The following is a 21,900-nucleotide window of genomic DNA, read 5'->3' on the forward strand; positions in this document are numbered from 1 at the left end:
GAGACGTCAGCCCACGCCATCGGGCGGCGTGCACCGATCCGGAGGCACCGCCCTCAGCCCTGTGCCACCAGGCGGGCGAAGAGGCCGGGATCGGCGTTGCCGCCCGACACCACCGCCACGGTCGCCTCGGGCCGCCCGGGGACGGTGTCGATCCGGCCGGCGAGGAGGGCCGCGGCCGCCAGGGCCCCGCTGGGCTCGGCGACGACGCGGGCGCCGTGGGCCAGCACGCCGACGGCGCGGGCGATCTCGTCCTCGGTGACGGTGACGATCCCGTCGAGTCTGGCGGCGAGGTGCGCGAACGTGCGCTCGGAGAGGCCCACGCGGACGCCGTCGGCCATGGTGCGGCCGGTGCGCTCGGGCGGCCAGGTGACGGGGTGTCCCACGCTCAGGCTCTCGGCCGCGTCGGCGGCGAGCTCGGGTTCGACGCCGATGACGCGGACGCGGCGCGGGTGGACGGTCCAGGCCGCGGTGGACACCCCGGAGGCCAGCCCTCCCCCGCCCACGGGGACGACGACGGTGGTCACCTCGGGCGACTGCTCCAGGATCTCCAGGCCGACGGTGCCCTGCCCGGCGATGACGTCCGGGTCGTCGAAGGGCGGGATCAGCGCGAGCCCCTCGGTCCGGGCCAGTTCCCCGGCGACCGCCTCCCGCTCCCGGGGCGGCGCCATGACGACGCGGGCCCCGAGAGCGCGTATCCGGTCGACCTTGACCTCGGGCGCCCCCTCGGGGACCACGACGGTGCAGGGTGCCCCGTGCCGGGCGGCGGCGAGGGCGAGGGCCTGTCCGTGGTTGCCGGAGGAGTGCGTGACCACGCCGGAACGGCGCTGCCCCGGGCCGAGCAGGGCGACGGCGTTGGTGGCGCCCCGGATCTTGAAGGCGCCCGTGGGCTGGAGGCTCTCGGGTTTGAGGAGGAAGTCCGTACCCGGGGGACCTGCCGTCAGGGGCGTGCGGACCACGTGGCCCTGGAGGCGGGTGGCTGCGGCGCGGACGTCGTCGGCGGTGACCAGTTCCATGCGCCGTGTATGCCCGTCGGCTGCGCCGGCACACGGCCGAGGCTGCATAATCGGAGCCGATGCGTACCGAATGGACCCCAGACGACCTGCCCGGACGGGCGTTCTACCAGCTGATGACCTCCGTGGTGGTGCCGCGCCCCATCGCGTGGGTCTCCACCACGTCCGGCGACGGCGTGGACAACCTGGCGCCGCACTCGTTCTTCACGATCTCCTGCACCGAGCCCCCGATCGTGCAGTTCACGTCGGTGCGGCGCAAGGACTCGCTGCGCAACGCGGAGGAGACCGGCGAGTTCGTGGTGAACCTGGCCCCGGAGGCGATGTGGGACCAGGTCAACGCCAGCGGCACCCCCTACCCGCCGGAGGTCGACGAGTTCGAGGCCCTGGGGATCGGGCGCGAGGCGAGCGTGTCGGTGCGTCCGCCGCGGGTGGCGGGGTCCCCGGTGGCGCTGGAGTGCACCCTGCACTCGACGCTGGGGCTGGGAGACTCCACGGTGGTGTTCGGAAGGGTCGTGCGTGTGGCCGTGCGCGAGGACGTGCTCGCGGACGGGCACCCGGACGTGGAGCTGATGCGCCCGTTGGCGCGGCTGGGCCGCAACGAGTGGTCGACGCTGGGCGAGGTGCGGGCGGTGGACCGCCTCCCCTACCGCCCCTGAGGGCGGGCGCGGAGGCGACCGGCCCCGGAAGAGCCGGTTCCGGGGCCGGCGGCTCCGCCCGGGCCGCCGGCGCGAGGGGCCGGTCCGCGCTCCGGCCCGGGAGCGGTTCGGGGCGCGGCGTGCTGCGGCCGGTGTTCGGCGTTTCGCACGCCGGCGCCCCGCGCGGGTCGGAGCGCGGCGGTCCGGGCCCGCGGTCGCGGGCGGGGCCGGTCAGTCCTCGTGGCAGGCCACGAGGGGCTCGATGTTCACGCCCGGGTGGGTGGCGGTGAACCCGAAGCTGGTGGACTCCCCGGGATCGAGCTGCCCGTTGTGGGCGGAGTTGCGGGCCTCGAAGTGCGCGCCGTGGTTGACGAGGGTGGCGTTCCAGACGCTGGAGATCTCCTGGCGGTTGGCGAACACCCAGTCGACCATCCAGCCGTCGACGCCCTCCTCCCCCGCGGTGACCTCGACGTCCACCTGGAAGCCGTTGGACCACTGGTTGGTGACGGTGTACTCGGCCGTGCAGTGGTCACCGGGCGGGTCGGTGGGGCCGGGCGTCGGCTCCTCCGTGGGGTCCGGGTCCGGGGAGGGATCCGGGTCCGGGGAGGGGTCCGGGTCCGGTCCGGGGCCGGTGCCCGGGTCCTCGCCGAAGACCACGTCGGAGCAGTTGTAGAACGCCTCGGGGCTGTCGGAGCGCTCCCACACCACGTAGACGATGTGGCGCCCCTCCCTGTCCGGCAGGTCCACGTCCCAGTAGTACTCGGCTCCGGCGTCGCCGCCGCTGCGCAGCGGCGGGTCCGTCACCTCGTCGACGAGTTCCAGGTCGTCCCAGTTCAGCGCCTGCTCGGGGTCGAAGCCGTCCTCGGTGACGTAGGTGCGGAAGACCCCGGGGTGCGGGGCCCAGGCGTTGTGCCGGAACTCCACGGTGGTGTTCGGCTCCAGGGCCGTGGTGGGCCAGTCGGTGCGGGCCGCGTTGAAGGCCGCGAACCTGTCGGTGGGGCCGCACAGCTCGCCGTCGGCCACGACCTCCTGGTGGCGGCCGTCGGCGTCGCTGATGAGGTTGCCGAACCAGTTCCAGAACGGGTAGTCGCCGCCCTCGGCCAGGGCGTCGGCGCAGGCCTCGTTGGTGGGCCGGAGCGCGCCGCCGCCGGTGCCGCCGGTGGCGTCCTGGAAGCAGGCGTAGGTGCGGCTGGCCGGGTAGGTGAACGCTCCGTGGGCCTCGGCGGAGTCGGGCAGGACGACGACGGCGGTGCCGACGGCGAGCCCGCCGAGCGCCGCTGCCAGGGCGATGGCGTTGCGTGACCTCATGGGCCACTCCTATCTCTGTGGGGGAGGCCCGGCCGCGCGGGGCGGCGCGGCCGGGGTTCTGTTCCGACCCTGTACGGGTCAGGCGGAGCAGGAGAGTGCGGGAGCGGAGAGGGTGCCGCCGTGGGTGCCGGTGAAGCCGAACGAGGTGGACTCGCCCGCGTCGAGCGCTCCGTTGTAGGGGGCGTTCACGGCGGTGACGGCGGATCCGCTGCTGGAGACGGTGGCGTTCCAGGCGTGGCCCACGGCCTCGCCCGCGCCGGCGGTCCAGGTGACGGTCCAGCCGGTGATGTCGGTCGCGGCGGTGACGGTCACCTCGCCCTGGAATCCGTCGTGCCACCGGTTGGTGACGCGGTACTCGGCCCGGCAGTCCCCGGCCGGGTCGGTGGGCTGTTCCGTGGGCGGGTCGGTGGGCTCCTCGGTCGGCGGGTCGGTGGGCTCGCCCGGGCCTCCGTAGACCGGGGCCTCGACGGAGGTCTCGGCGATGCCGTCGGGACCGTGGAAGATGCGCTCGCCCCAGGGGGTGAGGCTGTCGACGTCGAACCCCTCGACCATGTCGAGGTACTCCACGGGGGAACCGTTGCCGCTCCAGGACCAGCCGATGTAGCCCAGGCCCAGGCGCTCGGTGTGGGCCATGATGGCGTCCTCGTCGGGGTTGCCGTCGCTGTGGTCGATGCCGAACTCCCCGACGATCAGCGGCAGGCCGGCGTCGGTGAAGTGCTCCAGATAGGAGACCACCGTGGACTCCTGCTGGTAGACCCCGTACATGTGGACGGAGAACACCGTGTTGGCGTCGGGGTCCGCGTCGAAGACGCCCTGGGCGTTGTCGCGCATGGTCCCCGACCAGTCCTGGCCCCAGTTGGGCGCGTCCACGACCAGGGTGTGGTCGAACCCGGCGTCGCGCAGCCGGTTGATCGCCTCGCCGGTGGCGGAGGCCCAGTTCTGGTTGGTGGCGGCGTCGTTGCCGAAGGGCTCGTTGCCGATGTTGACGAGGACGTGGTCCTCCTCCCCCTCGACGGCGTCCTGGACGCGCAGCCAGTAGTCGACGGCCTGGTCCAGGGTGGCCGCCCCGTCCTGGTCGCCGTAGCCGGTGGTGTCGTGCACCTCCAGCATGCAGATCAGCCGGTTGGCCTTGCAGTCGGCCACGACGGCGGCGACGTCGGCGGCGCTGTTCTCGGTCCAGCGCTGCCCGCTGCTGAGGACGACGCGGACGGTGTTGGCGCCCAGGGACTTGATGTCGGCGAGGGCGCCGGTCTCCTGGGGGTACCAGGTGTGGGCGTGGCTGACGCCCCGGATGACGAAGTCGTTCCCGGCGGCGTCGACGAGTCGGCCGTCGCTGACCCGGAACCCGGTGTCGGCGTGGGCCGGGGCGGTGTGGACGAGGAGGGCGGTGACGAGGCTGAGGACCGCCCCGAGGGCGATGAGCAGGCGTGTGGCCATGGGGTCTCCAGTGGTGGGGGGTGTCGCGGAGGGGTCCGGGTGCCACCGGCCCGAGGAGGGGCGGGCCGGTGGCGGTCGGTGGGCGCCGGCCGGGGGCCGCCGTGGGAGGCGGCCCCGGTCCCCGGCGCCCGGTCGTGGGGCGGGCGGGCCCGCGGGGGTCAGGTCCCGGTGCAGACGGGTTGCGGTGCGGAGACGGTCCCCTCGTGGGTGCCGGTGAGGCCGAACGAGGTGGACCGGCCTGCCGCGACCCTGGCGTTGTGGACGGCGTTCACGGCGGTGACGGCGGACCCGCTGCTGGAGACGGAGGCGTTCCAGGCGTGGCCGACGCGTTCACCTCCGCCGAAGTCCCAGGTCACGGTCCATCCGTCGAGGTCCCTGCCGGCGGTGACGGTCACCTCGGCCTGGAAGCCGTTCGGCCACTGGTTGGTGACGCGGTACTCGGCCTCGCAGTCCCCGGCCGGGTCGGTGGGCTCCTCCGTGGGCGGGTCGGTCGGCTGTGGGCCCGGGGTGCCCCCGAGGGCCTCGTGGACCGCCCAGTAGGCGGGTTTGGGCTGGTAGGACTCGTCGATGGGCAGGGCCGCGCCCTGGCCGTCGAAGTGGTCGGGGACCCAGGAGTAGGCGTCGGTGACGCCCCAGACGGTCACGCCCGTACAGCCGTCGACCTCCAGGCAGGTGGTCACGACCTCCCGGTAGTCGTCCGCCTGCCGCTCCAGGTCGGCCTGGCTCGCGGGGACGTTCATCCGGATGTCGAGCTCGGTGATCCGCACCTTCAACCCGAGGTCCGTGAACCGCTCGATGTTCTGGCGCATGCTGGCGGGGACCTGTCCGACGATCAGGTGGCTCTGGAAGCCGATCCCGTCCAGGGGGACGCCCTGGTCCAGCAGGTCGACGACCAGGTCGTAGTAGGCGTCGCTCTTGGCGTTGACGCCGTCGATGCTGTAGTCGTTGATGTACAGCTCCGCCGCGGGGTCGGCCGCCCTGGCCATGCGCAGGGACTCGGCGACGAAGTCCTCCCCCAGGGTGCGGTGGAAGACCGAGTCCCGGAACCGCGCGTCGTCCCCGATGGGCTCGTTGACGACGTCCCAGGTGTCGATCCGCCCGGCGTAGCGGCCCATGGTCGTGCTGATGTGGTCGTCCATGACGGCCAGCAGCTCGTCGGCCGTGAAACCGCCGCCGGACACCCACGAGGGCAGCTGGCTGTGCCAGACCAGGGTGTGTCCGTGGACGTCCTGGCCGTTGGCCTCGGCGAAGTCCACGACCCGGTCGGCGCCGGCCCACGAGTACTGGCCCCGCTGCGGTTGGACCGCCTCCCACTTGAGGTCGTTCTCGTGGGTGACGGAGTTGAACTCGGCGGAGGCGGTCTCCGCGTACTGGGCCTCTCCGAGGCGGTGGGACGCGAGGGCGGTGCCCATGAACACGCCCCGCTGGTCGGCCAGGTCCCGGAGGGTCTCCTCCTGCGCGGTCCCGGCCGGCGGCTCCTCCTGCCCGTGGGCGGAGGCCGCGAAGCCCCCGGCGAGCAGGCCCGCCGCGAGGACGGTCGCGGCGACGGCCCCGGCACGGCGGCGCGCGTGCCCCGTGTTCTCCGACATGGTGTGTCCTAACCTTTCCACGATGTGGCGTTGCGGGATGGGGGGCCGGGCGCCCGTGGCGCCCGGCCCCGAGGTGGTCCGTGCCTATCCCGCGCCCTCACCGCCATCCACGGCCGCGCCGCCGAACAGCTCGCCGTGGGTGGCGAGCGCGGTGGCCACGTCGACCTGCGCCCAGAAGCGGTGGTAGGTGAACTCGGGGGCCTCTCCCCCGTCCAGGTAGGCCTGGACCTGCGGCCAGTCCTCGTCCTGCTCGTAGAAGGAGCGGATGGAGGCGAACGTGGAGTCGGAGTCGATCACGTCGCCGTTGGGCATCTGCCCGGTCCAGCCGTCGGGGACGTAGAGCCCGCCGTTCGGGGAGTCGAACGGGTCGTCGAAGCGCTCGTAGTCCGCCCTGGTCTCGGGGACGGCGACGCCCAGGTCGTCCTGGTGGACCAGCAGCGCGTCGAGCAGGCCCTCGGCGGTCTCCTGGGAGGCGGTGTCGCCGGTGGCGGCGGCGTAGTGCATCAGGGTCTTGGCCAGGCCGGCGGCGATGCCGACGTCCTGGTTGTGCGAGACGACCTCGACGCTCAGGTCCGGGTTGCCCGTGGGCTCACCGGTCCAGTCGTCGGGGGCCCCGCTCCACTCCATGTCGGCCGGGACGGCGAAGTCGCCGCCCTCGCCGACGGTGGTGTTGGCGATGGCCCAGGGCACCCAGGAGTCGAGGATGTCCCCGGCGCGCTCGTCCCCGCTGATGCGGTAGTACTCGGCCACGCGCTCGATGTCCCAGACCTGGAAGCCGAACCACCGGTTGGAGGGCGGGTCGTGCCAGACCGGCTTCTCGTCGTAGAACATGCCGTAGAAGGTGGGCGTGTCCGCGGGGGGCTGCGCGTAGGTGCCCTCCCAGCTGTTGGTCGCGCCGCCGGCGATGCCGCCGTCGGAGGACTGGAGCCACTGGAGGAACTCCAGCTGGCGGTCGAGGCTGGTGCCCCAGTCGTCGGCCCCGGTGGCCGACTGCGGCCGGAGCTCGTCGACCTCCGAGAGCGCGTAGGCGGCCATCACGTTCTGGTAGCCCTGGTGGGCGGAGGATCCGCCGATGCGCCAGGCCCAGGGGTACTGGGCGCTCTCCAGGGCGCCGCCCCAGGAGTAGTACCAGGCCATGAGGTAGTGCGCGGAGTCCTTGCCCGTTCCGGGCGGGCAGGACTGGGCGCCGACGCAGTCGCCGACCTCCTTGAAGTACTTGTCGAACATCGCGTAGCGCAGGTAGTCGCCCATCATCGCCGCGTTGGAGACGTTCTCCGCGATGGCGGACTCGTTGCCCTGCTCGCTCGCCCACTCGTGCGCGAGGTAGGCGACCTGGACGGCGCGCGCGTCGGCGTCGGGGGCGTTGGTGTAGCGCCACTGCTCCGAGGCCTGCGGGTCGTCGACGAACAGGTTGAGGTAGCCGGTGCCGTCGTCGCCGCCGTGCGCGAACGTCTCGCAGGAGGGGTGGGGCACGGTCTCCCAGACCGACTCGTTGGAGCCGCGCTGGAAGGTGTTGATGTAGGCGGGGGCCTCGTCGCTGCCGTCGCCGCAGAACCCGTAGCCGTACGTGTTGTCCACGTCCAGCAGCCAGTGCATGCCGTAGACCTCGTCGGTCCCGTAGGTGCTGCTGAGCTCGGCCGCGAGGGGGTCCTGTCCGGCCTCCACCCCCTGGTCGAGCGGCATCGGGTAGTCGCTGGGATCCAGGGACTCGGGGATGTAGGTGGCCGGCGACGAGGGGTCGTAGGCGCCGTTGGTGGGCTGGTCGGCGGTCCCGGGGATGATGAAGGCCTCCATGGAGGCCCAGGCGTCGTTGAACGGCTGCCAGTCGCCGGAGACGCGCCCGTAGGTCGCCTCCAGCCACAGGTAGTAGCTGAAGGCCTCCGAGGTGGTGGCGTGCCCGTGGTCGGGCGCCTCCACGATCAGGGTCTCCACGGAGTGGTAGGGGACGAGGAGGCCGTCGAACTCGCGGAAGTAGCCGCTGGACGGGTCCTTGATCTTGTCGTACTGCTCCAGGAAGGAGGCCTCGTACTCGGTGATCTCCGGGTTCTCGGCCAGGAGCGCGTCGGCCACGGGCGTGTACTCGTAGGTGGAGGCGGGCTCGGCGGGCCCGGCCTGGGCGGAGGGGGCCACCGTGAAGGTGGCCGCCACGAGTGCGGCGCTCACGGCCGCGGGGAGGGGCCACCGCCGTCTGCGGCGGCGGGTTGCGGGTCGGTCGGTCACATCGTTCTCCTCGGAGGGTGCCCCGCAGGGGCCTCTCCGGTGCCGCGGAGCAGGGGCGCGGCGCCCCGGGCGGTGCGTCGGCCGGGGTGTGGCGGCGCCTCGGCGGGGGCAGCGGGGGCCGAGACAGGGGGCTTGTGCGGGCCTTGAGGACGGGGGGCGCTGGCCGCGGCGGCGTCGGCGTCGACGGTGCGGGGCCATGGGGGGCGCGGTGTCCGCGCCGGTCTCGCTAGCGGTGCCTTCCGGTGCCCAGGGGGACCCGATCCCTTTTCGGGAGCGCTCCCATGAGCAGTGCCGAAAAGTTAACACCATTGATAAGCGCCTGCAATGGGGTCAACCAGAGGAATCCGGCCCAGGATTCGTGATCTACGGGGCTTTTCGGACAGACAGTGGGAAGCGTGCCCGAAGGAGGGACCGGAGACCGCGGGACCCTCCGTCCCGGGGCCCGTCGGAGCCGGGACGGGACCGGCCCCCGCGCCCGCTCCGGAACGCGCGCGACCGACGCGCCCCGTCCCCCGGGGCGTGTCGGTCCGCCGCGGCGGTCAGCCCTCGGCCACCGGCCAGTCGACCAGGGTGACGGGCTCGTCGCCGAGCACCCACGCGTCGTGGTTCGGCGGCAGGCACACGACCTGTCCGGCGTGCACCTCGCCCTCCGTGCCGTCGTCCATCTGCCAGCGCAGGGCGCCCGAGACGACGTAGGCGCGGTGGTTCGCCATGCACTTCGCGGTACCCCTGGACTCGGCCATGTCCACCGTCCAGCGCCAACCGGGCCGCAGGGTCATCCGGACGGCGGTGTGGCCTCCCACCCGCAGTGCCTCCGTGCGGGCCCGGTCGAGGACCTCGGTCTCCTCCGCCCGGGCGAAGTCGCCCGTCTCCGGCCGCGGGGCCGCGGGCTCGTCCCAGGCCTGCACCGTGGACTGGTGGGAGATCCGCCCGTCCCTCAGGTCGAGCATGGTCATGCTCATGACCCGGGTGCCGTCGGGGTAGGAGCAGCGCTCGGTGTAGGCGGCGTGGTCGGCGTCCACCACGCAGTCGAGGACCTCGTGGGTCATGTCGCGCGAGAAGACCTCGCGCAGGGCCGGCGCGATGGCGGCCTTCCCGTGCAGGACCGCCGGCCTGCTGGGCTGAGCCCTCTTGTCGATCATCTCCATCTCGGCGTCGTCCGCGAACAGCGCGAGCATCGCGTCGGCGTCCGCCGACTCGACGGCGCGCGTCAGCGCCCCGCCGTCGAACCGGGGATCCGTTTCGGTACGGGTGGACATCGTCCGGCCCTCCCCTCCCCGCCCGGGCGGCCAACCCTTGACCGGTCGGGCTCTCTACCCAGTCTGCGCCCGGTCCGGGTCCCGCTTTCGCCAAGACGGGGCCATCTCTGCACATGCGGCGGACGCGGAGGCCCCGGGCGCCGCCCCCTGCTGTCGGGGGCCGCCGGCCCGGGCCGCGGGGCGCGGGGCCGCGTTGCCCTCACACGGCCAGGTCGGCCGCGGGCGCGGGCAGCGTCGGCAGGAACGGGGCCGCGGACGCGGCGTCGCCGCCGCTCCAGTCCATGGCGAGGATCTGGGCGACGCTGCGCCGACCGGTCACGGCGCGGGCGAGCTCGAAGGCCGTGCCCCTGAGGGTGAGCGCGGCGCCCTCGCCGAGCGCCCACTCCTGGCCGGTGTCGGTCGCGACCACGCGCACCGGCGGGAGCTGCGCCGACCATCCCCCGGCCAGGCCGCCCAGCGGGAAGTCCGCGAGCTGGTCGGCGTCCTCGGTCTGCGCGGGCAGGCCGAGGGCGCCCCGGACGTCGTTCTCGTGGTGCCACACGTCCAGGGCGGGCAGGCTGTGGCGCCTGCGCCTCCGGGCGGTGAGGAGTTCCAGCAGGGCCGGGGTCGTGCGGGTCCACTCGGCGAGGACGGCCTCGAGGCCGTGGCCCTCCCGGTCGGCGACCTGGCGCGCGGTGACCTCGTCGCCGGCCGGAGGGGTGACGTCGCCGTGCACCACGTCGGCGCAGAGCCCGGCGAGGTGGGCGTAGACCTGCCTGACGGTCCAGTCGGGGCAGGCGGGCACGACGGTGCCGAGCTGCTCCCCGTCGAGGGTGGCGGCCAGGTCGAGCAGGCGGTTCTGACACGTCTCGTAGATGCGCGCGGAGTCCATCCCCCGAGCCTAACTAACAGCGTTAGGCCAGGGTGGGGCCGCCCCCGGGGAGGACGGTCCCCGCGGATGCCTCCCGGGTGCGGCTCCGGGGAGCGCGGGGGCCGCGGCGCCCCTACCCGCCCCGACGTGCACTGCTCGCTGCCTCGACCTGCCCGCCGCCCAGCTCGGCGGAGATGCGCGCGGCCACCGCGGCCACCTCCGGCCCCAGCCTGCGCACCTCGACCACCGGCAGACGGCTCACGAGGGAGGAGACGCTGATCGCCGCCACGGGGTCGCGGTTGTGGTCGAACACCGGTGCGGCGACGCAGCGGACCTCGGGCTCGTTCTCCCGGTCGTCGATGGCGTAGCCGCGCTCGCGCACCCGGCGCAGCTCCCCGGCGAGGACCGCCGGATCGGTCACCGTCCTCGCGGTGACCGCCGGCAGGCCCGCCGCCACCACGTCCTCCACGAGGTCGTCCGGGCAGAACGCGAGGATCGCCCTGCCCACCGCGGTGCGGTAGGCGGGCATCCTCGCGCCGATCCGCGAGGCCATCCGGACCGTGGCCGTGTTCTCCACCTTGTCCACGTAGACGACGTCGTGGCCGTCCAGCAGCACCAGGTGGCAGGTGTGCCCGGTGCGCCTCATGAGGTCGCGCAGGTGGTCCGAGGCGACCGAGCGCAGCTCCATGTCGTCCAGGTAGGCCTGCCACAGGGTGAGGGCGGCCGTGCCCAGGCGGAACCGTCCGCTGCGCGGGTCACGGGTGAGCAGGCCGTACTCCACCAGCGGAACGGACAGGCGCAGCACCGTGCTCTTGTTCACCCCCACGTTCTCGGCCACCTCGGTGAGGGTCGCGCCGCCGCTCCCGGCCGGGCTCGCCCGGACGAAGTCCACGATGGCCAGCGCGCGGCGCAGCGACGCCGACGAGTTGCGCCGGGGCGCCGGGGCCCGGTTCACCCCTTCACCGCCCCTCCCAGCCCCGAGGCGAGGCGGTGCTGCACGAACAGGAAGAACACCAGGACGGGGATCGTCATCAGGACCGAGCCCGCCATGATGCCGCCCCAGTCGTTCTGGTCCGGCTTGAAGAGCGACAGCAGGGCGATCGGCAGCGTCTGGTTCTCCTGCGCCGAGATGATGAAGGTCCGGGCGAACAGGAAGTCGTTCCACGTCATGATGAACGAGAAGATACTGCAGGCCACCACGCCCGGGGCCACGAGGGGGAAGAGCACCCGGGTGACGAAGGCGAGGCTTCCGGCGCCGTCCAGCCAGGCCGCCTCCTCCAGCTCCCGGGGGACCGCCGAGACGAAGCTGCGCAGCATCCAGATCGCCAGCGGCAGGGCGAACGCCGTGTGCACCAGCATGAGCGATCCCAGGTGGTTCAGGCCCAGTTCGGGGACCCCCTGGCCCACGGCGCGCATGAGGAAGAACAGCGGGATGGTCAGCGCCTCCACCGGGACCATCTGCGCCACCAGCACCATGACGAGCAGGGTGGTGCGGAGCCGGAAGCGGTAGCGGGTGAGCGCCACCGCGGCCAGGAACGCGCAGAGGGTCGAGGCGGTCACGACCACGACCGCCACCAGCGCGCTGTTCAGCAGGTACTGGCCGAACCCGTCGACCGTGAGCACCCGTCGGAACGAGTCCAGGGACGGGGCGAGGGTGTAGGGCGTGGTGTCGCCGGCCTCCAGTTCGGCGCGCGGCCTGAGCGCCGAGAGCAGCATCCAGTAGAGCGGCAGGGCGACGACCAGCGCGACGAGCAGTCCCGCGATGTCGTTCCTGAGTCGGCGGAGCGTCACAGGACCTCCCCTTGGCGGCGCAGGGCGCGCAGGTAGACGAGCGTGATCAGGAGGAGCAGCAGCGTGGTGATCACGCCGATGGCGGAGCCGAGCCCGTACTGGCCCGAGGCGAACGCCTTCTGGTACGCGTAGACGTTGAGCACGAGGTTCTGTCCGGCGATCCCGCCGCCCCCGGTCATGACGTAGATCTGCGTGAAGATCTTGAAGTCCCAGATGATCGACTGGATGGTCACGATGGTCACGGCCGGGCGCAGGATCGGCAGCATCACCGACCAGGCGATCCGGGACGTGGAGGCGCCGTCCAGACGCGCGGCCTCGACGACCTCCCCGGGGATGGCCCGGATGCCGGCGTAGAGGGTGACCATGACGAACGGGAACGAGCACCACACCACCTGCGCGCCGACGAGGCCGAAGGCCGACCACTTGTCGTAGGTCCAGGAGTGCCCGGTGAACTCGGTCAGGCCCAGCCCGGCGAGTGCCTGGTTGACCGGGCCGAGGGTGGGGTCGAACAGCAGGAGCCAGACCGCGCTGCCGGTGACGGCGGGCGTCGCCCAGGCCCCGAGTGCGGCGAGGAAGAGCAGGGTGCGCACCCAGGGGGTCAGCCGGGTGGCGAGCACGGCCAGCGCTCCGCCCACGGCGAGCGTGCCCGCGACGCACGCCGCGGCGAAGCCGACCGTGTTGAGCAGCACCTCCCAGAACTGGGCGTCCGCCAGCAGTTCACGGTAGTTCTGCCAGCCGACGAAGCGCAGGGGCTCGGCGCCCGTGACCTGGGGCTGGCGGTAGTCGAAGAAGGAGACGAGCACCAGCTGGTAGAGCGGGTAGACGAGCATCCCGCCCAGCACCACCGCGGCGGGCACCAGGTACACCCAGGGTTCGACCCTTCGGCTCCGGTTGCCGGAGGGCCCGCCGGTCGGGCGGCGGCGAAGAGCTGTCCGGTTGTCCATGTCGGCGCGTCACCCCCGCCCGAAGGCGTCGTCGAGGGCCCGAGCCGCCTCGTCCGCGGCCTGGTCGACCGAGGCGTCTCCCGCGGCCAGGCGCTGCACCATGGCCGGCAGGATGCCCTCGGCGTCGACGGTCGCCCAGGAGGGGGTGACCGGGACGAACCGGGTGCCCGCGTCGATGGTCTCGACGAAGGGGGCGATCTCGTCGTCGGAGGCGGCCAGCTCCGCCCGGACGTCGGTGAAGACGGGCAGGTTGCCCATGGCCTCGTACATGCGCAGCTGGTACTCCTTTCCGGCCAGCAGCTTCACGAACTCCACGGAGAGCGTGCGCCGCTGGGTTCCGGCGAGGACGCCGAGGTTGTTGCCCCCGGCGAAGGCCGGGGCGATGCTGCCGGGCTCGGTGCCCGGGAGCGGTACGACCGCGGCGTCGTCGGCGATGTCGCTGGCGCGCACCGCGTTGAGGTTGAAGTTGCCCCCGATGGTCATCGCGGCGCCGCCGGCCACGAAGTTCTGCACGGAGGCGTCCCCTCTCATCTCCGAGCAGGTCTGGGGCGGGCACACGTCGTCGGAGAGGATCTGCCCGTACAGCTCCAGGCCCTCCTTGGCCTCGGCGGAGTCGATGGTCGCGGTGTAGGAGCCGCCGTCGGGTTCGGCGATGTCGCCGCCGTGCGCCCAGACGAACGGCATCATCGCGTAGGTGTAGGCGCCGCCGGCGGAGACGCCCAGCATCCGCGGGTCGTCCTCGCGCACCGCCCGGCCGGTCTCCACGACCTCCTGCAGGGTCCGGGGGACCTCCAGCCCGAGGTCCCCGAGGACGTCGGTGCGGTAGTAGAGGGCGCGCACGCCGAGGAACCAGGGCACGCCGTAGTCGGCGCCGTCGACCCGGGCGGTGGCCGCGACGTCGTCGGAGATGTCCGCGCGGGGCTCCCAGTCGGCCAGGTCCTCGGTGAGGTCGGCCAGGCCCGCGGACTCCACGTACCCGGCCAGGTCGGTGTTGCCGTACTCGGCGACGTCGGGGGCGGAGGCGGGGTCGAGGAAGGCACCCTGGAAGCGCTCCGCGCGGGTCTCCACCGGGATGTACTGGACCTCGACCTCGACCCCGTCGTGCGCGGCCTCGAACTCCTCCACCGCCGCCGCCACGACCCGCTCCTTGGGGGCCTGGTCGACCTCGGAGAACAGCCAGACGCGGAGGGTTCCCTCCGTCTCGTCGACACCGGAGGCGGCGCCGCTGGTCTGGAGGGGCGCGCACGCGGAGACAAGGGCGGCAAGCCCGAGGAGCGCGCAGGCGCGCGCGGGTCCTGAGAATCGCATCGGTACTCCCTCACCAGGCCGGTGGGGTGGGGTCGGTGGGGACCGACAGCCTGGTGGAGTGACCGTAGTCACTCGGTCCGACTCCGTTGAAGGGAGGAGTGCCAATGTTGTGCAGGGCACAACGGAGGCGCGCAGTGCAGTGCACTGCGCGCCGTGGATCCGCCCCGGTCGGGCGTGTTCGGGGTGCGGCGGGGGGTCAGGCTCCCAGGCCGGACATCAGTTCCGCGAACGACGTGGGCTCCTCGTAGGGGTCGTCGGCCCCGGGGGCGTGGTCGGCCGCGAGCAGGGCCAGCTGCCGTGCGGCGCGGTCGACGCGCTCGGACAGCTCCCGACCGCCGCCGCCTCCCGCCCCCCAGTCCTCCGAGGCCGCGTACACGCCGGTCGGCACGACCACGGAGCGGGTGTAGGCGAACATCGGGCGCAGGGCGTGCTCCAGCACCAGCGAGTGGCGCGGGCTGCCGCCGGTCGCGGCGACGAGCACCGGCGTCCCGTCCAGGGCCTCGGGCTCGACGATGTCGAAGAACGACTTGAACAGGCCGCTGTAGGAGGCGTTGAACACGGGGGTCACGGCGATGACGCCGTCGGCGGCGGCGATGTCCTCCAGGACCCCGGGGAGCTCCCCGGTGGGCACCCGGGTCGTCATGGCGTTCATGATGTCGTGGGCCAGGTCGCGCAGCTCCACGACCCGGGTCTCGGCCTTCTCCCCCCGGTCGGCCAGCGAGGCCTCGGTGGCGGCGGTGAGCCGGTCGGCCAGCAGCCGGGTGGAGGACGGGGTGCTCAGCCCCGCCGACACGGTGACGATCCTTCGGGTGCTCATGCCTGGCCTCCACGCGAAAGGTTTTCTAAGAAGAAGTTTCCTGGAAAGGGTAACACTCGGAACGTCCGGCCCCCGGGGCCTATTCCCCGTGACCGGTCGGCCGAGCTCCTCGGGAACGCATGAGTTTCCCCCGCACCACCTGGGGGAACGCCCCGGCGCCCGTGCGGCTCACGTGTAGGGCCCTTCCCTGCGGCTATGTGCCTGGGAGGAGACGTCCCCTAGCGCGGAGGAAACGTCACATGAACGCACGTACCAGACCGTCGAGCGTCACCGCGGTCCTCGTCCTGCTGATCCTGATCACCCTCTACCAGCTCGGAGCCGGCGGGCTCGCCCTCCTCGGCGGGTTCGCCGCGCAGGCCGCGCCCTCGATGCCGACCGCGACCGAGGTCCCGGCCTGGGCCATCTTCGTGGCCGCCGCCGTCGCCCTCGTGTACGGGGCCGCCTCGCTGGCGCTCACCGTCATGGTCGCCCGGGGCCGTCCCGCGGCGCGGCCCGCGGCCCTGGGCGTCAACGCCGTCTACGGCGTGGGCATCCTCGCCCTGGCCTTCACCCCGGTCGCGGGGCTCCCGGAGCTCGTCGCCGCCGCGTTCGCCTTCACCGTGATCGCGCTGCTCTACTCCGGGGGCGCCAGGGCGTACTTCGCCGGGAGCGCCTCCCCGGCGGCGCCGGGCACCCTCGCCTGACACCCGCTCCGGGGTGCGGGGCGCACCCGCACCCCGGGCCGGGCGGGCCGGGGCTCAGGCGCGGCCGGTCTGCCCACCCTTGTCGCCCCCGGCGCCCTTGGCCGCCAGCAGGGAGGCGTGGGTCGGGGCGTCGGGGACGTGGGCGGGCCGCCCGGCCGCGAACTCCTTGCGCAGCACCGGGACGACCTCCTCGCCGAGCAGGTCCAGCTGCTCCAGGACCGTCTTCAGCGGCAGGCCGGCGTGGTCCATGAGGAAGAGCTGGCGCTGGTAGTGGCCGAAGGAGTCCCGGAAGGCCAGGGTGCGGTCGATGACCTCCTGCGGGCTTCCCACGGTCAGCGGGGTCTCGCGGGTGAACTCCTCCAGGCTGGGCCCGCCGCCGTAGACGGGGGCGTTGTCGAAGTAGGGGCGGAACTCCTTGACCGCGTCCTGGGAGTTCTTGCGCATGAAGACCTGCCCGCCGAGGCCGACGACGGCCTGGTCGGCCTTGCCGTGGCCGTAGTGCTCGAAGCGGCGCCGGTACAGGGAGATCAGCTTCTTGGTGTGCGTGGCCGGCCAGAAGATGTTGTTGTGGAAGAAGCCGTCACCGTAGTACGCGGCCTGCTCGGCGATCTCCGGGCTGCGGATCGAGCCGTGCCAGACGAACGGCGGCACCCCGTCCAGGGGCCGGGGCGTGGAGGTGAAGCCCTGGAGGGGGGTGCGGAACTTGCCCTCCCAGTTGACGACGTCCTCCCTCCACAGGCGGTGGAGCAGGTTGTAGTTCTCCAGCGCCAGCGGGATGCCCTGGCGGATGTCCTGGCCGAACCAGGGGTAGACGGGGCCGGTGTTGCCGCGGCCCATCATCAGGTCCACCCGGCCGTCGGCCAGGTGCTGCAGCATCGCGAAGTCCTCGGAGATCTTCACCGGGTCGTTGGTGGTGATCAGCGTGGTGGAGGTGGACAGGATCAGCTTCTCGGTCCGCGCCGCGATGTAGCCGAGCATCGTCGTCGGGGAGGACGCCACGAACGGCGGGTTGTGGTGCTCTCCGGTGGCGAAGACGTCGAGGCCGACCTCCTCCGCCTTGAGCGCGATCGCGACCATCGCCTTGACCCGCTCGGCCTCGGTCGGCGTGCGTCCCGTCGTCGGGTCGGTGGTCACGTCGCTGACTGAGAAGATTCCGAACTGCATGGCCTGCTCCCCGATATTGTTTCCTGAGAAGTAATTTCCTATGAAGATATCACGGGGAACGGGTGGGGCGACACAGGTATTCCCCGGCGCTCCCGGAGCGGAGGGCGTGGACGGCGGCGCCCCGAGGGACCGCCGCCCCGGGGTCCGGGGCGCCCCGTGCGGGAGGAGGGGTCCCCTCGGTTCATGGGTCCCCTCCCCCCGCCTCCGACCGCCCCGCTCCCTCACCCAGGGGAGGCGCTCCGGGCGGCGGCCCCGGGTTCCGCCTGCGGGGAACCGCCGGCCATGGCGACCTCGACCCCCTCCCTGGTGCCCCAGCGGGTGATCCGCCTGCAGGTCAGCATCGCGTAGAGGTACAGGGGCCGCAGCACCAGGAGCCTCCACACCGCGGCCGCGGGGGAGACCAGGTACAGCAGGAGCAGGTAGCCCGCCGACTCGTCGCTCCTGCGCACGGTGAACAGGCGCAGCGCCATGATGTAGTTGATCGCCAGGCCGATCACGAGTGCGGCGACCGCGATGGACCTCCACTGTTCGCGCAGGCCCTCGTCGCACAGCACGAGCAGCGGAACCGCGTAGGCCACGAACATGTGCAGGTACTCGGTCACCGTCCCCCAGAACACCACGCCGCGCAGCGGCATGTACCTCAGCCACCACAGGTGCCGCACCGTCGTCCCCCTCATCCAGCGCAGCTGCTGGCCGAAGTAGTGGCGCGGGCGCTCCGGGACGAGGGTGAAGACGATCGCGGACGGCTGGTGGACGGTGTCGCCCTTGAGCAGGGCGTAGAAGGTGAGCATGGAGTCGTCGTTCATCTGCATGGGACGGCCCCAGAAGTGCTCGTTCTCGTAGGCCCCCGCGCTCTCGCGGACCGTCTGTGCCCGGTAGAAGGCCAGGGTGCCGGAGTTGATCGTCACCCGGCGCAGGACCGACTGGGCGCTGCGCAGGCCCCGGGTGAACGGCAGGTAGAGCACACAGGTGAGCCTGGTGAGCAGGTTGGCGTCCCTGTTGAGCACCAGGACGTGGCCCGCCACCGACTGCACCCGCGGATCGGCGAAGGGCGCGAGGCCCTCCCTCACGGCGTGGCGGTCGAGCACCGAGTCGCTGTCGAGGGTGACGAAGACGTCGGCGTCGTCCTCGGCGAGCACGTGCATCTGGGCGAAGCGCTTGCCGCGGTTGGCGGTGCGGTCCCAGGTGGCCTCCACCCCGAGGCCGGCGGCCCGGGCGAGGAACGCGTCGCGGATGCCGCCGTAGTCCACGGGCTCCCCGTCGGCGTCCACGGACCCGTCGTCGACGACCCGCACACGGTCCACCGTGCGGCTCTGCGCGAGGACCGAGTCCAGGCACGCGCGCAGGACCAGCGGGTCCTCGTTGTAGACGGGGACCTGGACCGTCACGGTCAGGGAGTCGAGCGCCACCTGTTCGTCGGCGGTCGCGCGGACGGGCCTCTCCAGCCAGGCGAAGGGCGCCCACCACAGGAGCAGGAACGAGGCGAGCCACACCATGGCCAGGCTCGCCCGGGGTTCGTGGAACCCGCCGACCGCGCCGACCACGTGGGCCATGCCCCACACGGTGAACGCGGCGAACGCGAGCATCCCCAGGAACGCCATCGCGCCGGGGCGCGCGGTCCTGGCGGTGGGCAGGACCGGGTCATGCGGCGGCCGGGTCCGGCCCCCGGACCGGTCCGCGTCGCGGAAAGTGAGGGTCATCGCTCCAGCGGCCCCCTGTCCCGGCGGAAGGAGACGCGGACGAGCAGCGCTCCGGCGACGACCAGGACGAGGCCGACGACGACCAGCCAGAGGTAGCCGGCGGCGAACCCCGTCGCTGCGAGCGTCGCTCCGGAACCTGTGGAGTACCCGTAGGGCATGTGGACTTCCTCGAGATCGGGTGACTTTACGTCACATGTCTCCCACGGAACGTCCTCGCCTCCAAAAGAGAAAGGCCAATTTCACGCAAAGACCGGGGCATGGTTCGCGAACCGCTCCGCCGGGGGTGCGGACACCGGAGCGTGCGCGGGACCGACATGTCCGGAACGCTGTACCGGAGCCGGTGGCCGAGCGGTCCGCCGGACGGTCGGCCCGGCCCGCTCCGGCACTCCGTCCACAGGCCGGAGGCCGTCTGTTCACGCGGATGTGGTGCGCGGGTATGACCATGCCCAGGGACCGGACACCTCCCGGGGAAGGGAGACCGGTGCGACGCAAGCCGAACGGTCGTCACCGCGTGCTATCCCTGACCCGAACCCCGCGGTCACCGGGAGTCACGGCGACCGGGACGTCCGAGCACGTGATCACACGAGAAGGAGGAGGGCGCGCCCCACCGGCCCCCGCGCCCGGAACCCCATGGCCACCACCCTCGACCCCCGACGCGACCCCTCCGCACCGGCCACCGACCGCACCGACCGCGAGCCCGTCGTGCTCGCGGACGCCTTCGGCGACGTCCTCGCCGCCCTCACGGACCTGGACCCCGACCTGGCACTCGTGCCCGACGCCTGACACGCCGACCGGCGGGACCCCGCCCCTGCGGCCGGGGTCCCGCCCGCTCCCCTCCCGTCAGCGGGGGGAGACCCCCTCGGGGTGCTCGGGCAGGTAGGACCACACCAGCTCGATCGGGCCGCGCAGGTGGGCGTTGAACTCCGCCAGCTCCTCCGCGGGCACCCACAGCTCCAGGATCGTGCGTCCGCCCGCCTGCCTCACGGGGTACCGGGACGCGAATCCGGCGTCCACGCGGAACCGGGTGACGTGCCCCTCACCGTCGCGTGGCAGGTTCCACTCCCTGGCGATCCTCTCCGCGTACCCCCGGTTCAGGACCGGGTAGAAAATGGGCTGCTCCGGCAGCCGCGGCGGCCACTCCCGCCAGCCGGAATCCCTGGCCAGGGCGAGTTCCCGGGGCCCTGTGGGCCGCCACAGGGTCATCGTCCCCGGCGTGCCCGCGCCCCCTGCTGTGCTGTTCACAGCAGGAGCATAGACATCCCTTGCCCCAGTCAGCACCCGCTTTTTACCGGCCGGACCGAAAATCGGTGCGAGGAACGGGAACACCACAATCAGACGAAGCGTTCTCACAGGTGAAGCGCCCCAGACCGAACCCCGACCCCGTAGTCTTCCCACACCCACCCAGGTCCTGTGAGGCGCTCCCACCACAAACCAAGCGCGGATGCACGCGCTCGTGTCGGCAATGGGGGTTTCCGGCACGTATTCAGTCGCTGCATCCGCCTTCCCAGCGGCCAGACCGCACTCAGTGCACACTGGCCGCGCCCGCTGTGGCCCGCGTTGGGGGACGTGGGCCACAGCTACGTCCGGGGACGTGCCGCCACACCGGCACGTCCCCGGACCCTTTTCACCGCCCTTCCCCCGACCGCCGCTCCCCGTGCCTCCCGCACGTGCGCGTGCCGGGGTCGCCCCGCCGCTCCGGCGGAAGGCCGGGGCCCGCCCGCGGGACGAGGCCCCCGGCACGGACCCCCGGCTCCCACATCTCCTCCGCGAGGTGTCGCGCCCTCCCGGCGCCCCGCGCCGAGGACGCGGACGGCACCCGGACGGCCGGGGCCGCGCCCCGCAGTACGATGCGCTTACACCAGCGAGTCCGAGGGGACGCAGATGCCGAAGCCCGGTGACCCCGACGCGGGCGGGCCCGGGGGGCAGCGGCCCGCCCGGCGCCCGACCATGGCCGACGTCGCCGCCCGCGTGGGCGTCTCCCGGCAGCTGGTCTCCCTCGTCCTCGGCGGGCGCCCCGGCCCCAGCGCCTCCGCCCGCGAGCAGATCCTGCGCGCGGCCGAGGAGCTCGGCTACCGGGCCGACACCGCCGCCCGCCTCCTGCGCCGGACGCGCAGCCGCCAGGTCGGCGTGCTGTTCACCCTGGAACACCCCCTCGACGCGCACGTGGTCGAGGCCGTCTACCCGGTGGCGGCCGAACTCGACTACAGCGTCGTCCTCAGCGCCATGCTGCCCACCCGCACCGAGCGCGAGTCCGTCGACGACCTCCTGGGCCTGCGGTGCGAGGCCCTCATCCTCATCGGCATGTCCGCCGCCGCCCCGGCCGACCTGGCCAAGGTCGCCGAACTCGTGCCGGTGGTGGAGATCGGGCAGCGCACCGGCGCGCCCGGCACCGACAGCGTCCGGACCGCCGACGCGCGCGGGGTCCGCCAGGCCGTCGACCACCTGGTCTCCCTGGGGCACGGCGACATCGCCCACGTCGACGGGGGCGACCTGCCCGGAGCACGTGAGCGCCTGAGGGGGTACCGGGAGGGGATGGCCGCCCACGGGCTCTCCGGGCGCGTCGACGTCCTCCCCGGCGACTACACCGAGGAGTCCGGGGCCCGGGCGGCGCGCACGCTGCTCTCCCGGGTCCGGCCCCCGACCGCCGTGGTCGCGTGCAACGACCTGTGCGCCCTGGGCCTGGCGGGAACCCTGGTCCGCGCCGGGACCTCCGTTCCGGACGACATGTCCGTGGTGGGCTACGACGACAGCCGCACGGCCCGCCTGCCCTTCCTGCGGCTCACCTCCGTGCGCCAGGACGCGGCGCAGATGGCCCGGCTCGCGGTCCGCTCGGTGGCCGAGCGCCTGGACGACGGGCGCACCGGGAGCCGACACCTGGTCTTGGAGCCCGTGCTCACCGTCCGGAGCAGCACCGGACCTCCTCCGCGGCGCTGATCCGGCCCCGCCGGGGCGGCCCCTCCGGGGCCTGCCCCCGCTGCGGGTCCGGCCCGGACGCGGGAGTGGTGAGGCTCTCCCCCCGCACGGGACAGATCACACCGGAATCGTTTGAGAACCCCCCGGCCGTGCTGCGAGGCTGGATTTAGCACGTGCCAAACGACCCTTGCGCGCCTCGGCGCTCCGGCAGGGTCGCCGAGGCGCGGGCTTTCCGGGCGACGGCGCCCGCCGCGATCCCCGTCTCTTCCCCG

Annotated in this window: 20 protein-coding genes; 4 read left to right on the forward strand and 16 right to left on the reverse strand. The window is 73.0% G+C overall.

Going from position 1 to position 21,900, the window contains the following annotated elements:
- Positions 1-53: 53 nt before the first annotated feature.
- Entirely contained in the window at positions 54-1,013 is a 960-nt protein-coding gene (locus tag ABZ234_RS16925; RefSeq protein WP_355012689.1) for a threonine/serine dehydratase, read from the reverse strand.
- 59 nt (positions 1,014-1,072) lie between these two features.
- Between ABZ234_RS16925 and ABZ234_RS16930 the strand changes: the two genes are divergently transcribed.
- Complete coding sequence (locus ABZ234_RS16930; RefSeq protein ID WP_267944608.1) at positions 1,073-1,666, forward strand: flavin reductase family protein; 594 nt, start codon at positions 1,073-1,075, stop codon at positions 1,664-1,666.
- A 210-nt stretch (positions 1,667-1,876) separates the two neighbouring features.
- Here ABZ234_RS16930 and ABZ234_RS16935 read toward each other — a convergent pair whose 3' ends face one another.
- From ABZ234_RS16935 to ABZ234_RS16985, 11 genes are all read right to left on the reverse strand, one after another.
- The gene (locus ABZ234_RS16935) at positions 1,877-2,953 is read right to left on the reverse strand and encodes a lytic polysaccharide monooxygenase (RefSeq protein ID WP_355012690.1); all 1,077 of its coding nucleotides are present in this window, start codon (positions 2,951-2,953) and stop codon (positions 1,877-1,879) included.
- A 78-nt stretch (positions 2,954-3,031) separates the two neighbouring features.
- Positions 3,032-4,390 (reverse strand): cellulase family glycosylhydrolase, encoded by a 1,359-nt coding sequence (locus tag ABZ234_RS16940; RefSeq protein WP_355012691.1) that lies wholly within the window; start codon positions 4,388-4,390, stop codon positions 3,032-3,034.
- A gap of 158 nt (positions 4,391-4,548) precedes the next feature.
- Positions 4,549-5,979, reverse strand: a complete 1,431-nt coding sequence (locus ABZ234_RS16945) for an endo-1,4-beta-xylanase (protein WP_267944611.1) — start codon at positions 5,977-5,979, stop codon at positions 4,549-4,551.
- 84 nt (positions 5,980-6,063) lie between these two features.
- Positions 6,064-8,199, reverse strand: coding sequence for a glycoside hydrolase family 48 protein (locus ABZ234_RS16950; RefSeq protein WP_355012692.1), 2,136 nt, complete (start codon positions 8,197-8,199; stop codon positions 6,064-6,066).
- A gap of 539 nt (positions 8,200-8,738) precedes the next feature.
- On the reverse strand, positions 8,739-9,458 hold the full coding sequence (locus ABZ234_RS16955; protein ID WP_355012693.1) for a nuclear transport factor 2 family protein: 720 nt from the start codon (positions 9,456-9,458) through the stop codon (positions 8,739-8,741).
- Positions 9,459-9,657: 199 nt separating this feature from the next.
- Positions 9,658-10,329: a maleylpyruvate isomerase family mycothiol-dependent enzyme gene (locus ABZ234_RS16960; RefSeq protein ID WP_355012694.1), complete on the reverse strand. Its 672-nt coding sequence runs from the start codon at positions 10,327-10,329 to the stop codon at positions 9,658-9,660.
- A 112-nt stretch (positions 10,330-10,441) separates the two neighbouring features.
- Positions 10,442-11,263: an IclR family transcriptional regulator gene (locus tag ABZ234_RS16965; protein ID WP_355012695.1), complete on the reverse strand. Its 822-nt coding sequence runs from the start codon at positions 11,261-11,263 to the stop codon at positions 10,442-10,444.
- On the reverse strand, positions 11,260-12,099 hold the full coding sequence (locus ABZ234_RS16970) for a carbohydrate ABC transporter permease (protein WP_355012696.1): 840 nt from the start codon (positions 12,097-12,099) through the stop codon (positions 11,260-11,262). The genes ABZ234_RS16965 and ABZ234_RS16970 overlap by 4 nt, the downstream gene beginning before the upstream one ends.
- Complete coding sequence (locus ABZ234_RS16975; protein ID WP_355012697.1) at positions 12,096-13,043, reverse strand: sugar ABC transporter permease; 948 nt, start codon at positions 13,041-13,043, stop codon at positions 12,096-12,098. Before ABZ234_RS16975 ends, ABZ234_RS16970 begins: the two co-directional genes overlap by 4 nt.
- 9 nt (positions 13,044-13,052) lie before the next feature.
- Positions 13,053-14,351, reverse strand: coding sequence for an extracellular solute-binding protein (locus ABZ234_RS16980; protein WP_355012698.1), 1,299 nt, complete (start codon positions 14,349-14,351; stop codon positions 13,053-13,055).
- A 196-nt stretch (positions 14,352-14,547) separates the two neighbouring features.
- A complete protein-coding gene (locus ABZ234_RS16985) occupies positions 14,548-15,168 on the reverse strand; it encodes an FMN reductase (protein ID WP_355012699.1) in 621 nt (206 codons plus the stop codon).
- Between the two features lie 239 nt (positions 15,169-15,407).
- On the opposite strand from ABZ234_RS16985, the gene ABZ234_RS16990 reads away from it, so the two are divergent.
- Positions 15,408-15,851 (forward strand): hypothetical protein, encoded by a 444-nt coding sequence (locus ABZ234_RS16990; RefSeq protein ID WP_355012700.1) that lies wholly within the window; start codon positions 15,408-15,410, stop codon positions 15,849-15,851.
- Positions 15,852-15,905: 54 nt separating this feature from the next.
- On the opposite strand, the gene ABZ234_RS16995 is transcribed toward ABZ234_RS16990, so the two are convergent.
- From ABZ234_RS16995 to ABZ234_RS17005, 3 genes are all read right to left on the reverse strand, one after another.
- Positions 15,906-17,015, reverse strand: a complete 1,110-nt coding sequence (locus ABZ234_RS16995; protein WP_355012701.1) for an LLM class flavin-dependent oxidoreductase — start codon at positions 17,013-17,015, stop codon at positions 15,906-15,908.
- A gap of 221 nt (positions 17,016-17,236) precedes the next feature.
- Positions 17,237-18,715: a glycosyltransferase family 2 protein gene (locus ABZ234_RS17000; RefSeq protein ID WP_355012702.1), complete on the reverse strand. Its 1,479-nt coding sequence runs from the start codon at positions 18,713-18,715 to the stop codon at positions 17,237-17,239.
- Positions 18,712-18,873, reverse strand: coding sequence for an LPXTG cell wall anchor domain-containing protein (locus ABZ234_RS17005; RefSeq protein WP_267944624.1), 162 nt, complete (start codon positions 18,871-18,873; stop codon positions 18,712-18,714). Before ABZ234_RS17005 ends, ABZ234_RS17000 begins: the two co-directional genes overlap by 4 nt.
- A 472-nt stretch (positions 18,874-19,345) precedes the next feature.
- Here ABZ234_RS17005 and ABZ234_RS17010 point away from each other — a divergent pair, with 472 nt between their 5' ends.
- Positions 19,346-19,498: a hypothetical protein gene (locus ABZ234_RS17010; protein ID WP_267944625.1), complete on the forward strand. Its 153-nt coding sequence runs from the start codon at positions 19,346-19,348 to the stop codon at positions 19,496-19,498.
- 57 nt (positions 19,499-19,555) lie between these two features.
- Here the strand turns inward: ABZ234_RS17010 and ABZ234_RS17015 are convergent, their stop codons facing one another.
- Positions 19,556-19,918: an ADP-ribosylation/crystallin J1 gene (locus ABZ234_RS17015; RefSeq protein WP_355012749.1), complete on the reverse strand. Its 363-nt coding sequence runs from the start codon at positions 19,916-19,918 to the stop codon at positions 19,556-19,558.
- 744 nt (positions 19,919-20,662) lie between these two features.
- On the opposite strand from ABZ234_RS17015, the gene ABZ234_RS17020 reads away from it, so the two are divergent.
- A complete protein-coding gene (locus tag ABZ234_RS17020) occupies positions 20,663-21,649 on the forward strand; it encodes a LacI family DNA-binding transcriptional regulator (RefSeq protein WP_352985350.1) in 987 nt (328 codons plus the stop codon).
- Positions 21,650-21,900 lie beyond the last annotated feature (251 nt).

The organism is Nocardiopsis sp. NPDC006198 (assembly GCF_040613895.1).
Taxonomy (GTDB): Bacteria; Actinomycetota; Actinomycetes; order Streptosporangiales; family Streptosporangiaceae; genus Nocardiopsis; species Nocardiopsis tropica.

Bases quoted from the DNA above. Each gene is read 5' to 3' on its own strand.
- ABZ234_RS16925 (WP_355012689.1), bottom strand. From the start codon at position 1,013: ATGGAACTGGTCACCGCCGACGACGTCCGCGCCGCAGCCACCCGCCTC.
- ABZ234_RS16930 (WP_267944608.1), top strand. From the start codon at position 1,073: ATGCGTACCGAATGGACCCCAGACGACCTGCCCGGACGGGCGTTCTAC.
- ABZ234_RS16935 (WP_355012690.1), bottom strand. From the start codon at position 2,953: ATGAGGTCACGCAACGCCATCGCCCTGGCAGCGGCGCTCGGCGGGCTC.
- ABZ234_RS16940 (WP_355012691.1), bottom strand. From the start codon at position 4,390: ATGGCCACACGCCTGCTCATCGCCCTCGGGGCGGTCCTCAGCCTCGTC.
- ABZ234_RS16945 (WP_267944611.1), bottom strand. From the start codon at position 5,979: ATGTCGGAGAACACGGGGCACGCGCGCCGCCGTGCCGGGGCCGTCGCC.
- ABZ234_RS16955 (WP_355012693.1), bottom strand. From the start codon at position 9,458: ATGTCCACCCGTACCGAAACGGATCCCCGGTTCGACGGCGGGGCGCTG.
- ABZ234_RS16960 (WP_355012694.1), bottom strand. From the start codon at position 10,329: ATGGACTCCGCGCGCATCTACGAGACGTGTCAGAACCGCCTGCTCGAC.
- ABZ234_RS16975 (WP_355012697.1), bottom strand. From the start codon at position 13,043: ATGGACAACCGGACAGCTCTTCGCCGCCGCCCGACCGGCGGGCCCTCC.
- ABZ234_RS16980 (WP_355012698.1), bottom strand. From the start codon at position 14,351: ATGCGATTCTCAGGACCCGCGCGCGCCTGCGCGCTCCTCGGGCTTGCC.
- ABZ234_RS16985 (WP_355012699.1), bottom strand. From the start codon at position 15,168: ATGAGCACCCGAAGGATCGTCACCGTGTCGGCGGGGCTGAGCACCCCG.
- ABZ234_RS16990 (WP_355012700.1), top strand. From the start codon at position 15,408: ATGAACGCACGTACCAGACCGTCGAGCGTCACCGCGGTCCTCGTCCTG.
- ABZ234_RS16995 (WP_355012701.1), bottom strand. From the start codon at position 17,015: ATGCAGTTCGGAATCTTCTCAGTCAGCGACGTGACCACCGACCCGACG.
- ABZ234_RS17000 (WP_355012702.1), bottom strand. From the start codon at position 18,715: ATGACCCTCACTTTCCGCGACGCGGACCGGTCCGGGGGCCGGACCCGG.
- ABZ234_RS17005 (WP_267944624.1), bottom strand. From the start codon at position 18,873: ATGCCCTACGGGTACTCCACAGGTTCCGGAGCGACGCTCGCAGCGACG.
- ABZ234_RS17010 (WP_267944625.1), top strand. From the start codon at position 19,346: ATGGCCACCACCCTCGACCCCCGACGCGACCCCTCCGCACCGGCCACC.
- ABZ234_RS17015 (WP_355012749.1), bottom strand. From the start codon at position 19,918: ATGACCCTGTGGCGGCCCACAGGGCCCCGGGAACTCGCCCTGGCCAGG.
- ABZ234_RS17020 (WP_352985350.1), top strand. From the start codon at position 20,663: ATGGCCGACGTCGCCGCCCGCGTGGGCGTCTCCCGGCAGCTGGTCTCC.